Genomic DNA, 12,456 nt, shown 5'->3' with positions numbered 1-12,456 from the left:
ACGGCGTCGTCGACGTGTGACTCCGGTAATCAGTACCGGGTCGCATCGAGGGTCTCGGCCGCCTCGCGAGCGGCTTCGAGGTACTCGCGGGCCTGTCGCGGACTGTCGGCGTCGCGAGCGCGCTGGGCGTACTGTTCGACGGTCTGGACGAGGAGTCCGCGTGCGTTGTGCAGTTGCTCGTCGAGCGAGTCGGGAGCCGCCGCACGAGGCTCGTCGGCGGCTCCGCCGGAGCGACCAGCTGGCTGCGTGCTCGTCGCGGCCGGATCGACCGACGGTGCGCGCCGCGGGTCGGCGGACTCTTCGGATGCCGGCGCGGTGGCGTGGTGTCGACCGTCGACGGTGGCGGTGTCGCGCTGGCTCTCGCCGGCCCCGGCGCTCGAAGGCCGACTGTCAGTCGGTTGCTGGCTGTCGGCTTCGGACGCACGTGGTGGCTGCTGGCTGCCCGCTTCCGACGCTCCCGACTGTTGGCCGGCGCTGCCAGCGGCTGGCTGCCGGCTGCTCGCTTCGGACGCTGGCTGCTGGTCGTCGGGATCGCCGAACTGGACCGTCGCGTCGTCGCTCGGCGTCGTCACCTCGATGTTGTCGCCGGTGTCGTCACCCGCGTCGTCGCCGCGGTCGACCGGCTGCTGGCAGGTGGGACAGAACTCCTGCCCGTCGTACCGGAAGATGGGGTCTCCGCAGTTGTTGCAGTGGGCGTTGGTCATCGTCGCGCCTTTCAGCAGGAGGTCGCTCATCTGCTCGGTGGCCTCGCGATCGGACTGTGCGTCGCCGTACTTCTCGCGGAGTTTCTCCCGTTCGGCCTCTTTGTCGAAGTCGCTCATACCCGTAGGGAGGCCACCGAGGAGAAAAGGGCTTGTGGGAGCCACTCGGCGCGACCGATCGACCACAGCGATGAATGGTCGACGCGTGTCCGACACGCTTTTCGTCCAGCCATCCGGTGGTACTAGGTGTCATGACAAAGGTAAGCGTGGTCGGCGCAGCCGGAACGGTCGGTGCTGCAGCAGGGTACAACATCGCGTTGCGCGACATCGCAGACGAACTCGTCTACGTCGACATCCCGGACCAGGAAGACGTGACGATCGGACAGGCCGCCGACACCAACCACGGGGTCGCCTACGACTCGAACACGACGATTCGACAGGGCACCTACGAGGACACCGCCGGCTCCGACGTGGTCGTCATCACGGCGGGGATTCCACGCCAGCCCGGTCAGACCCGGATCGATCTCGCCGGGGACAACGCGCCGATCATGGACGACATCGGCTCGTCGCTGGCCGAGCACAACGACGACTTCGTGACGATCACCACCTCGAACCCGGTGGACCTGCTCAACCGTCACCTCTACGAGACGGGCGATCGCGCCCGCGAGACGGTGATCGGCTTCGGCGGTCGGCTCGACTCCGCACGCTTTCGCTACGTGCTCGCCGAACGCTTCGACACGGAGGTCCAGAACGTCGAGGCGACGATTCTGGGCGAACACGGCGACGCACAGGTACCGGTCTTCTCGAAGGTCCGCATCGACGGCGAGGACCCGGACTTTTCCGACGACGAGAAAGAGGAGATCCTGAACGAACTCCAGGAGAGCGCCATGGACGTCATCGAGCGCAAAGGCGCGACCGAGTGGGGGCCGGCGACGGGCGTCGGCCACATGGTCGAGGCCGTCCTGCGCGACACGGGCGAAGTACTCCCCGGTTCGGTGGTCCTCGACGGCGAGTTCGGCCACGAGGGCACCGCTTTCGGCGTCCCGGTCAAGCTCGGCTCCGACGGCGTCGAGGAGGTCGTCGAGTGGGACCTGGACGACTACGAGCGGGAACTGATGGACGAGGCGAGCGAGAAACTGGCCGAGCAGTACGACAAGATCGGATAACGGCGTCGCCCGGTCGTCTCGGCGGTCGGTATCCCGTTCTGTGAACAGTCGCCGAGTCGTCGCCGTCGGCCGAGTGATCGAACGCGGTGGTGATAGGTCACTGGCCAGCCATCGGTGACCCCGTCACAGACCGGACGACGTATTCGGCGACACCGAGAGCGGTCATCAATCCGAGTGCGTACAACAGACTGAATAGATTCCGCACGTACGAGACGCCGAGAGACAGCCGGTCGGGTTGGACGATGCTGAACGAGAGAAGCGCGATGACGACGACAGGTGCCACGAGAGAATACTTCGTCCACAGATAGCCGACGAGAGTCGCAATTTCGATGAGGAAGATGATATGTAGCAGAGACAGTACACTCATTCCGAGTGGTGATGCAACGAACGCCGCAACCGGGTCTCGTGTCGCCTGGGCCGTCATCACGATGCCCCCGACGATCCCGTACGGGAGACCGAAACGGAGCGCCGATCTCGTCTGACTGGAATCCAGCCTGGAGAGAGAGATGGTCACGGCTGGTGTATTTCACCCTGTAGGACAAAAATATATCTCTAGACGTGAAGAATCGAGGCTGGCAGTGTTGGTCGTCCGTTCGAATGTTGGCACCGAGCAACAGAGAGCGGGACCACACGGAAAACGCCAGTGCAACGACGCCGACGCTCTCACTATCGGTACGAGTCAGTCGCTATCGGAGCCATGGCCGTACGTTGCGTCGAAAATATGCGTCCCTACGAACAGCCTTCGGTAAGACAACACCACTCGGAAGCAGTCGTCGTTCGTAGTCGTCGCCAGCGAGACGAGGGCCGTCCTGAACGGCAGTGAAGATCACTCCGCGTGATCACCGCGGTACTTCGACTCCGACGGGAGCCACGTGCCCGATTCGTCATCGAGCAGTTCTTCCGAAACGTCCTCGCCGAGGAGTGACGCCCACTCCTCGAGGTGTGAGCGATCAGGCTGGAGCATGGTCTCAGCGGGTACAACTCTGTCGGAATATATAATGATTGTGCCGGTCGTCGAGAACTGGGAAAGCGTCGGCGCAGTGACCTCCGACGGTCCCCTGTGACGTGCGTCGGCGGCGGCCTCTTCGAAGGGCGACGACACACCCCCCGTCGCACGGCCGGTTCGTCCTACAGGAGCGGATCGTGAGAGACGTACGGAGCCACGTCGCGGACGAGGAACTCACCGAAGCCGACGACTGCCAGTGTGGCGAGGACGAATAGATGTAGAACCGGACTGAAGTACAAGCCGATAAACGGTTCCATGCTCCCACGGTCGACGAACGCAGCCCAAGACAGGAAACCACTGATCACCAGCGGGGAGAGGACTCGGTAGCGGACAAGCAGGTACGCGGGAAAAGCGCCCAACAGGAAGTGTCCGAGCAACACCAGCGGAGTCGTGAGAATGAGTAACATTCCTCCGTCTGAGTACTCCAGGGGATCGATCTCCCATCTGGCAAAGAGGAGAACGGCGACGTTTGCGATGCCCAGTACGGCGCTCAGGACGGCGTACCGATCGATACGTATTCTCTGTCTCATGGTCGAATTGTTCACTCTACACTAATGGGTCGTTGGAGAGGAACGAGAGATTATCACGGACGAGGAACTCACCCAAACCGAAGACGCCGAGTACAGCGAGAACGTAGCCGTGGAGGATCGGAATGGAGTACAGACCGATAAATGGCTCCATACTCCCACGATCGACGTACGCGGCCCAAGTCAGAAACCCACTGATCACCAGCGGTGACACAATCCGATAGCGAACCAGCAGATATGCAGGAACGGCACCTAACGTGAAGTGTCCAAGCCTCACAATCGGCGTAAACAGGCTCAGATCAGCGTACTCGAGTGGATCGATTGCCCACCGAGCCAGGAGGAGAATAATGACATTGGCGATGCCCACCGCCGCAGCTACAATACGTTGTGTATTTACTTTCAGTTTTATTTTTGCCATCCGTCTGGAACTGTGGATTTTGTTTGTGTATTAATTTCGGGTATGAATTGTCAGGGTGTATGGCTCAGATCATGAGTGTTTTTGATGATTGATATTATGATGAATATTATATTTATTTAATCATCGTCAAAGTAGGTCCACTCGCCATCATGAGATTCGAATTCTGTGGATGTTTCAGTGTTGCCGACACTGACACTTTCAACCGAGATTCCAGACACATCCGACCAGAAATCAGCTACCTGATCTCTCGCTTCGGCTATCTTCCAGTCGATGTTTTCGTTATCACTTAGTTTACCATGGTCACAGGGATCTCGGTGGGGTTGTCCGACAGCGGTAATACCGTCCGTGGGCACATCGTAAAGTCTGATGTGCCACTGTTTCGTGTGAATAGCACAGATGGGATCAGCAATCCACTTCATTACGTGTGCGTCAGTTTCTTTCGTTCCACCGTTTGGGAGGTTAACTACCTTGTCAACACGTGCCTCATCAAGTCTTGTAAGTGCATGAGGCTGCCAGGCACTGCCGATATCATCATTTTCCATGTTCTGTTTGATGTTTTCCGAATCCTGTGCTTCCCACGCGAGACTTAGCGGGGAGCTACGGCTTTGTGCCTCGTTATCAGCGTCGGGATCGTAATGGTACAGCGGGACGTTTCCATCAATGTCAGCCTGATCCTGCAGCTCAAACTCTCCACTCTGTTGCTGTCTGATGTGTTCCTCTGCGTTCCGGTTTTCCACCTCAGTTCCGATTATCTTCTTGGTCTGGAATGTGTAGGTCGTTTTCCGTCGCTCTTGTACTGCCTCGGGAACACGCTCCTTCGGGAGGATCTGATCCTTGTACCTGAAGATCGGATCTCCGTAGCGCTCTGCGAGATCCGCGCTCTCGAATTTCCGTTCCAGAATGTATCGATCTTCGTGACTCGTGTCAGGCCGATAGTGAGAGACAAGTCTCCCGTCGGCATAGACAGGTAATTTTTCGTCGTTACCTGCTCCGCCAGTGCCAAGCGGTTGCACTGTGTTGTCTGACGAGCTTTCAGCAGTTACACCCTGTACCGCACCGAATAGCGATGTGGAGGCAATTCCTTTGAGGAATTTTCTTCGTTTCGTCATTGTAGGCAGGTTGTTCTTCAATAGTATCTCAAAAAAAAAGTTTTGTTTCTATTTGATTTTTAGTAAGGTTATTTAATCAATAATACAGGGTGTCCTAGCACAGCTCAGAGAACGTCTGGAACGAGGTGTAGAGATACGGAAACGAGTATCCGAAAGGCGTTTCTGTATTCCTCGCGGCCGTACAGCTCTATCAGGGAGAGTTCGTACTGGCCGGGTTGGAGCACGACGACACACCGCCGTCGCACGGCCGGTTCGTCCTACAGGAGCGGGTCGTGAGAGACGTACGGAGCCACGTCGCGGACGAGGAATTCACCGAAGCCGACGACGACGAGCGCGCCGAGGATGTACGCGTGGACGATGGGGTTCGAGTACAGTGCGATGAACGGCTCCATGCTTCCGCGGTCGACGAACGCGAACCACGTCAGGAATCCGCTGATCGGTAGCGGTGACACGATTCGATAGCGGACCAGCAGATATCCGGGGACTGCCCCCAGAAGAAACGGGCCGAGAAAAACGATCGGTGCCGTGAGGACGAGTACTATTCCGCCGTCCGAGAACATCTGCGAGTCGATGTTCCAGTGTGCCAAGAGGAGAACGGCGACGTTGACGATGCCCAGTACGGCGCTCGGGAGGGTGTATTTGTTCACCCACCCTTTCACAAAACATTCAACTGATTGAGTGATTTTAAAACATTTGAAAGTACGTGTATCCGAAAGTCCGTCGTCGCCGCGCTCGCGTGGAGACTAGTCCCGGAAGTTCTCGGGGACCTGGATGCTGTAGCGGCCGTCTTCCTGCAACGCGACGATGTACTCCTCGCGGTCGTACAGCTCCATCAGGTTGAGTTCGTACTGGCCGGGTTCGAGCACTTTGATGCTCTCGAACTGATCGTTGAGTTCCTCGCGCAGTTCTTCGAGTCCCGGACGATCAGCACGGGCGTCGGCTGCCTGCTCGGTCTCGCTGTCGTCGGCCGAGACACGATCGGTCGAGGCCGGGTCGGCACCGTCCGCCGTGTCCGGAGTAACGGACGACCCTTCGTCCGTCTGGACGGGCTGGAAGTGGTGGTCACCGTCGCCGGAGGGTTCGGACGGGAGTTCGTCGACGGAGACGACATCGGTTCTGGCGCTGGCCTGGGCGGTGTCCTCGGGCGCGGGCCGGGCAGTGGCGTCGGGATCGTCGAACCGGTCTGCGTCGGTCCTCCCGCTGGGAGTCGACTGTGCTTCTGGCTCGGAGGTGGCGCTGCCCATCAGGTCTTTGACCGTCGCGGCAGTCTTGCCGACGGTCTGTGCCACCGAGGATCCGCCGGACGGTTCCGGTGGATCGGGCGGTTCCGCCGCGGTGTCGACCGACTCCTCACCGGCGGGTTTGAACTGGAACTTGTTGCCCCCACAGTTCGGACAGCCCGACAGCATCTCCTTGGAGCCGTCGTCGAACGTGCGGTCGCAGTTCGTACACTGGTGTGGCATTATTTCCGGGTGACGAGGGCACTGATGACGTTTTCGTCCTTGTGAAGCGTCTCGATCTGGTTGGCCGGCCCGATCACGGTGAGTTTCTTCGTCGACTGGGTGCCCATGAGTCGGTCGAGGAAGCTCGTGTCGGACGTCTCCGAGCGCGGGTAGGTCTCGATCTCGATGCCGTTGAACTCGTCGGGGCTGATCTCGGTCATCGTCACTTCGATCAGCCGCGATTCCTCGTCGGGGGACAGCCCCTCTTCGAGAACGACGATCTTGCCGTCGCGGACGCCGTCGAGGATGTTCCTGATCTTCTCCATGGAGGTCAGTCCGTCCATCTGTTCGCCGCTGATCAGGTCGATCTGCACGCCGTCCTGTGGTTTTGCTTCAGCCATCCACGATCACCCGAAGTACTCCGCGATCTTGTCGTACACTTCGTCCATGTTGTCTCCTTCCAGAGCCGACAGCGGAATCGTCTCGTGTTGTGGGAACGCGTTGCGGATCCGCTGGACCGACGACTCTTCGAGGTCCGTCTTGTTCGCCAGAATCAGGACCGGCAGGTCCTGACTCTCGATGATCCCGATCAGCATGGTGTTGACCTGCGTGAACGGATCCGTCGAGGAGTCGAGCACGTAGATGACGCCGTCGACGTCCTCGCGGAGCCAGTGCATCGCCTCCGCGACCCCCTCGGTCGCCTCGCGTGAGCGGCGCACGGCGTCGTCTTTCTCCATGTCGTGATCGAGGAACTCCTCGTAGTCGACTTTCGTCGTCACACCCGGCGTGTCGACGATGTCGATGTTGACCGTCGCGCCGTTGCGCTCGATCTCGATGTCCTCTTTCCGGCGCGCGCGCCTCGTTTCGTGCGGAATGTGACTCTCCGGGCCGACGGCGTCACCGGTCCAGTCACGGGCGATTCGGTTGGCCAGGGTCGTCTTCCCAGCGTTCGGCGGGCCGTAGATACCGATACGCTTGGGGTTCTCTTCCGAGAACAGCGTCGATGCCGCGCGTGAAATACTGTCTTTGAGATCTGTGAGCAGTCCCATCCTCGTTCCTCCCGCCCGAACGTCCGTATTCGGGGGCTTGAGCGTAGTAGAAAGTCGAATTCACTTAAGGCTACGTCAGACAACCATACCCGAATTGATAGTACGTCGAAAGATACAGCGAAGAAACCTGTCGAGAAAACGCGACGGGGACGGAACAGCTGAGACGTGAGGAGTTGGGTCAGTGCTGGCGTGGATGTGTCGAATGGTACCAATTCGAGAGAGCGATACAACACCCCCACCCCTTCGTTTCGAGTGGAACACCACGACCCCCCGTGGGGACGAGCGGGAGAGACGGGACTCGCGCGGGAAAGACACGAGTGGTTCGCGCGGGAGGTTTCGTCTGGAACGCGACTAGAGAGACGCGAGAACGTGTATAACACCGTCTAGAATACTAGATACGACTGATAACTGCTCTCTGTTTCTAGTGCGGCTTTGGTTTACTCGTATCGTACATAAGTCTTCCCTCATCTAGTGAGTCTTCGACAGACCGCCGTACCCCCCACCACCCTCTTCAACACGTTCCACCCGAAACGAAGGGGTGGGGGGGTTCCCGTACTCACTCCCGAAATTCCACTCGAAGCCGTTCATTCCTTGCGGGAGACTCTCTCACGCAGACTCTCGAACACACCTGACAGCACAGACCCCCGCCCGTTTCTGGTCCGGCCGCCCTCACTCACCGACCGTTCTCACTGTCGACGCCCCGCTCACTGTCGACTCACTGTCGAGTGTGAATTCGTCACGAACGTCGCCGCCTCGGACGACAATCTCTCGGAACGGGACAGCCATCAACATCAGGAGGGTACGGTACGAAGGTACGGTGAAGCTACGGTCAGTACCGGCAGAGACACGAATCGGAGAGACGACGGAGAGCTGGATTGACGCGAGTATCCGTTCCGACCGAAATGTTTAATATCGAGTCACCCACGGGTTCTTGTGGTTCAACTGGACTCGCGTCGCTCGGCGAAATCCGCGTACAACGTCTTTCCGAGCGGTCTCGGTCGCGATTCCACACTGCGCACCGGTCTTTCCACCTGAAACGAGGGGGTTGTCACCACGACTATGGACGAGACAGGAAACGACGCCGACCCGAACACGCCGAATCGAGAGTCCTCCGAGGAGACTGACGACGACCAGCCCGACCGGGACAACTTCGGGACGGATCTCGACGACGTGGTGCTTGACGACATCGACACGGGCGAGGACGAGGCCACCGACGAGGCATCCCGTGGTCTCTTCGACGACCTCCTCAGCGGCGAGCCGATCTTCGAGAACAAGGAAGTGCTCCGTCCCTCGTACACGCCACACAAGCTCCCACACCGGGAGGAACAGATCAACAACATCGCGACGATCCTCGTCTCCGCTCTCCGTGGAGACACGCCCTCGAACATCCTCATCTACGGGAAGACGGGGACCGGAAAGACTGCCAGCGCCAAGTTCGTCAGCGAGGAGTTGGAGACGACCTCACAGAAGTACGAGGTCCCCTGTATGGTCGAGTACATCAACTGCGAGGTGACCGACACGCAGTACCGCGTCCTCGCACAGCTCGCGAACAAGTTCATCGAGCAGAACCGGACGTACATCGGCGATCGCATCGAGGAACTCGAGACGCTCCGCGAACGCGTGACCTCGAACCCGGACGGGGACCCACTCGCCGAGACCGACTTCGCGACCGTCGACGAGATCGACGCCGAAGTCGAACGACTCGAATCCGATCGCGCGGAGTTCGAGGAAGTGCCGATGACCGGGTGGCCGACCGATCGGGTGTACAGCTCGTTTTTCGACGCCGTCGACTACCACGAACGCGTCGTCGTCATCATGCTCGACGAGATCGACAAGCTCGTCGAGAAGTCGGGCGACGACACGCTGTACAACCTCTCCCGGATGAACTCCGAGCTCGAACGCTCGCGGGTGTCGATCATGGGCATCTCGAACGACCTGAAGTTCACCGACTTCCTCGATCCACGCGTCAAGTCCAGCCTCGGCGAGGAAGAGATCGTCTTCCCGCCCTACGACGCCACGCAGCTCCGGGATATCCTCGATCACCGCTCCGACGTGGCGTTCAAAGCCGACGCACTGACCGACGACGTGATTCCGCTCTGTGCCGCCTTCGCGGCCCAGGAACACGGCGACGCTCGGCGGGCGCTGGACCTGCTCCGGACGGCCGGCGAACTCGCGGAACGGGACCAGACCGACTGCGTCGAGGAAGACCACGTCCGACAGGCCCAGGAGAAGATCGAACTCGACCGGGTCGTCGAGGTGGTGCGGACGCTGCCGACCCAGAGCAAGATCGTCCTCTTCGCGATCATCCTCCTGGAGAAAAACGGCGTCCACAACATCAACACCGGCGAGGTGTACAACATCTACAAGCGTCTCTGCGAGGAGATCGACGCCGACGTGTTGACCCAGCGACGGGTCACCGATCTCATCAGCGAGCTCGACATGCTCGGGATCGTCAACGCCGTCGTCGTTTCGAAAGGGCGCTACGGCCGGACCAAAGAGATCAGCCTCTCGGTCCCCATCGACGAGACCGAGGCCGTGTTGCTGTCCGATTCCCGGCTGGGCGACATCGAGGACGTGCAACCGTTCGTCCAGGCCCGGTTCGACAACTGACCGATCGGCAGGCTCGCTCGACCCGAAACGAAGGGGTATCGCCCCGCTCGACACGCTCGTTCACTCCTCTCGCCACAGACGCGAGAACGCCGCCGACTCGCCCGTCCGCCGACGATCAGGCCAGCGCTCGCTGGAGCTGGAGCCGGATGTTACCCAGGAGTGGCACTCTCGTCTCGGCGGTCCCGACGACCCAGGACTTTCGGACCGGATCGCAGGCACCGGGGCCACAGCTGGGCAGCCCGTTGACCTGGTCGTAGCCGCTGTTGTTGTCGCCTTTCGTCACGAAGCCGGCCGAGTCAGCCGGGCAGTTGCGCAGTTCCTCACAGCTGTCGGCGTTGATGTAGGCGGGATCTGCCTTGTCGTACCAGTTCTCGCTCTCGTTGACCCAGAACATCGCTCGGTGGATCACTGGTGTGGTCGCTCCGTCGCCGTCGGGCTGGAAGACGATCACGTCGCCGTCGTTCTGGAACGAGGTGTAGCCGGTGTCAGCGCCGCGGTTCGCGGGCACGACGCCGGTATCGGCGTAGGCTCCCTCACCGGCGAAGCGGTCTTCGTCCATGACGAAGACGAGGTCGCCGGTGTCGATGTGTGGTTCCATGCTACCGGACTCGATCGCGACCAGCGGCGGCCACACGCCGCTGATCGCGAACAGCAACAGGCCGACCGCGACGACTGCGCCGGCACTGCTGACGAGATCGAACAGGTAGACGAGCCCGCCCGGTTGGTCGTCTTCGGGCGGGTTCGGACCGCGTGGCTCGCTCATCGTCGTAGAGTGCGTGGAAACGACGTATCAACCTTCTGTCTCGGAGTTCGCTAGCCTTTTCTCGACTGGTGCCTAGCTGTCTGTGTGCCCCTGGAGACGCCGGCCCGACTCGTGAGCGAACTCGCCAGCCGTGGCTACAACGCCGAACGCGAGGCGGTGACGCTACTTGCCGACGCCGCCGATCCGGACGTGGCGCTCGACCGTGCACTGGAAACGATTCCCGAGGACACGCTCGTTCTCTCGGCCGATCACGTTCGAACGGCCCTGGAGAGCGAGCACGACGCTGACGGTGGCCGATCCGGGAACGAGACGAGCAGGGCCGACACGACGAACTCGCCAGATACGGACCCCTCCGTTTCGACTGGAACGGACCCCACCTCGTCGTCCGATTCCGGCGGGTCGACTCCAGTCGAAACGGAGGGGTCTTCGACGGTCCGCTCGTCCGATCCCGACCAGCGATCGATCGAGGTCCACAACGACATGACCGGTCAGTCGACCGGGACCGGCGAGTACTCGGATTTCGTCTCCGTCTTCCGGGACCGCTACGAGAAGCTCTCGAAGCAACTGCGCGGGCGCGTGAACCACCGTCCGACGAACGCGCTCGAACGGATGAGCGGCGGCGAGGAGGCGGCCATCGTCGGGATGGTCTCGGACATCCGCTCGACGGCCAGCGGTCACTGGCTGATCGAACTCGAAGACACCAACGGCACGTTCCCGTGTCTGGTGATGAAAGACCGCGCCATCGCCGACCTCGTGCAGGAACTGCTGTACGACGAGGTGATCGCCGTCGACGGGACGCTGGCCGACGACGGTGGAATCCTCTTCGTCGACTCGCTGCACTTCCCCGACATCCCACGGACTCACGATCCCTCGACGGCCGACCGGCCGGTTCAGGCGGCGCTGATCTCGGACGTCCACGTCGGCAGCCAGGAGTTCATGGCCGACGCCTGGCACCGCTTTGCCGACTGGCTCCACACCGAAGAAGCCGCCAAGGTCGAGTACCTGCTGCTGGCCGGCGACATGGTCGAGGGCGTCGGCGTCTACCCCGACCAGGACGAGGAACTCGACGTGGTCGACATCTACGAGCAGTACGAACGCTTCAGCGAGTACCTCAAGGAGATCCCCGGCGACATCGAGATCCGGATGATCCCCGGCAACCACGACGCCGTCCGCCTCGCCGAGCCCCAGCCGGCTTTCGACGAGGAACTGCGATCGATCATGACTGCCCACGACGCGCAGGTCCACTCGAACCCCTCGCTCGTCACGGTCGAGGGCGTCACGGTCCTGATGTACCACGGCGTCTCGCTGGACGAAGTGATCGCGGAGTTGCCCGACGAGAAGGCCAGCTACGACGAACCCCACAAGGCGATGTACCAGCTCCTGAAGAAGCGCCACGTCGCCCCCCAGTACGGCGGCCACACTCGCCTCGCACCGGAAGACCGGGACTACCTCGTCATGGAGGAGGTCCCCGACGTGTTCCACACCGGCCACGTCCACAAGCTCGGGTGGGGGAAGTACCACAACGTGCTGGCGATCAACTCCGGGTGCTGGCAGGCACAGACGGACTTCCAGAAGAGCGTCAACATCGACCCAGACGCCGGGTTCGCGCCGATTCTGGACCTGGACACGCTCGATATGACGGTGCGGAAGTTCGTCTAACGACTC

At 60.9% G+C, this 12,456-nt stretch carries 14 protein-coding genes; 3 read left to right on the top strand and 11 right to left on the bottom strand.

The window, feature by feature from the left end; translation table 11 throughout:
- Window positions 1–29: 29 nt before the first annotated feature.
- Window positions 30–821 (bottom strand): Sjogren's syndrome/scleroderma autoantigen 1 family protein, encoded by a 792-nt coding sequence (locus AC5FRZ_RS01435; protein ID WP_493563673.1) that lies wholly within the window; start codon window positions 819–821, stop codon window positions 30–32.
- A 131-nt stretch (window positions 822–952) separates the two neighbouring features.
- Between AC5FRZ_RS01435 and mdh the strand changes: the two genes are divergently transcribed.
- Window positions 953–1,867, top strand: coding sequence for a malate dehydrogenase (gene mdh / locus AC5FRZ_RS01430; RefSeq protein WP_208627532.1), 915 nt, complete (start codon window positions 953–955; stop codon window positions 1,865–1,867).
- Between the two features lie 97 nt (window positions 1,868–1,964).
- Here mdh and AC5FRZ_RS01425 read toward each other — a convergent pair whose 3' ends face one another.
- The 9 genes from AC5FRZ_RS01425 to AC5FRZ_RS01385 all read right to left on the bottom strand — a co-directional run bounded on the left by AC5FRZ_RS01425 (window position 1,965) and on the right by AC5FRZ_RS01385 (window position 7,418).
- Entirely contained in the window at window positions 1,965–2,381 is a 417-nt protein-coding gene (locus AC5FRZ_RS01425) for a hypothetical protein (protein ID WP_493563672.1), read from the bottom strand.
- Window positions 2,382–2,693: 312 nt separating this feature from the next.
- Window positions 2,694–2,969 carry a hypothetical protein gene (locus AC5FRZ_RS01420; RefSeq protein ID WP_493563671.1) on the bottom strand — a complete coding sequence of 92 codons (276 nt, stop codon included), beginning with the start codon at window positions 2,967–2,969 and terminating at the stop codon, window positions 2,694–2,696.
- A 26-nt stretch (window positions 2,970–2,995) separates the two neighbouring features.
- Window positions 2,996–3,403: a hypothetical protein gene (locus AC5FRZ_RS01415; RefSeq protein ID WP_170093076.1), complete on the bottom strand. Its 408-nt coding sequence runs from the start codon at window positions 3,401–3,403 to the stop codon at window positions 2,996–2,998.
- Between the two features lie 16 nt (window positions 3,404–3,419).
- Window positions 3,420–3,818 carry a hypothetical protein gene (locus AC5FRZ_RS01410; RefSeq protein WP_372479918.1) on the bottom strand — a complete coding sequence of 133 codons (399 nt, stop codon included), beginning with the start codon at window positions 3,816–3,818 and terminating at the stop codon, window positions 3,420–3,422.
- A gap of 116 nt (window positions 3,819–3,934) precedes the next feature.
- Entirely contained in the window at window positions 3,935–4,927 is a 993-nt protein-coding gene (locus AC5FRZ_RS01405; protein ID WP_372479919.1) for a hypothetical protein, read from the bottom strand.
- A 257-nt stretch (window positions 4,928–5,184) separates the two neighbouring features.
- Complete coding sequence (locus AC5FRZ_RS01400; protein ID WP_372479920.1) at window positions 5,185–5,586, bottom strand: hypothetical protein; 402 nt, start codon at window positions 5,584–5,586, stop codon at window positions 5,185–5,187.
- An 84-nt stretch (window positions 5,587–5,670) separates the two neighbouring features.
- Window positions 5,671–6,390, bottom strand: coding sequence for an OapC/ArvC family zinc-ribbon domain-containing protein (locus AC5FRZ_RS01395; protein WP_170093071.1), 720 nt, complete (start codon window positions 6,388–6,390; stop codon window positions 5,671–5,673).
- Entirely contained in the window at window positions 6,390–6,770 is a 381-nt protein-coding gene (locus AC5FRZ_RS01390; protein WP_015761792.1) for a DUF2073 domain-containing protein, read from the bottom strand. The genes AC5FRZ_RS01395 and AC5FRZ_RS01390 overlap by 1 nt, the downstream gene beginning before the upstream one ends.
- 6 nt (window positions 6,771–6,776) lie before the next feature.
- Window positions 6,777–7,418, bottom strand: coding sequence for an Era-like GTP-binding protein (locus AC5FRZ_RS01385; protein WP_015761793.1), 642 nt, complete (start codon window positions 7,416–7,418; stop codon window positions 6,777–6,779).
- A gap of 1,059 nt (window positions 7,419–8,477) precedes the next feature.
- On the opposite strand from AC5FRZ_RS01385, the gene AC5FRZ_RS01380 reads away from it, so the two are divergent.
- On the top strand, window positions 8,478–10,028 hold the full coding sequence (locus AC5FRZ_RS01380; protein ID WP_372479922.1) for a Cdc6/Cdc18 family protein: 1,551 nt from the start codon (window positions 8,478–8,480) through the stop codon (window positions 10,026–10,028).
- A gap of 115 nt (window positions 10,029–10,143) precedes the next feature.
- Here AC5FRZ_RS01380 and AC5FRZ_RS01375 read toward each other — a convergent pair whose 3' ends face one another.
- Window positions 10,144–10,791: a S26 family signal peptidase gene (locus AC5FRZ_RS01375; protein WP_493563670.1), complete on the bottom strand. Its 648-nt coding sequence runs from the start codon at window positions 10,789–10,791 to the stop codon at window positions 10,144–10,146.
- Between the two features lie 84 nt (window positions 10,792–10,875).
- Between AC5FRZ_RS01375 and AC5FRZ_RS01370 the strand changes: the two genes are divergently transcribed.
- Complete coding sequence (locus AC5FRZ_RS01370; RefSeq protein ID WP_493563669.1) at window positions 10,876–12,450, top strand: DNA-directed DNA polymerase II small subunit; 1,575 nt, start codon at window positions 10,876–10,878, stop codon at window positions 12,448–12,450.
- Window positions 12,451–12,456 lie beyond the last annotated feature (6 nt).

The organism is Halomicrobium sp. HArcht1-1 (assembly GCF_058933285.1).
Note: the sequence above shows the minus strand (reverse complement) of the source record. Positions and strands in the feature narration are given on the sequence as shown.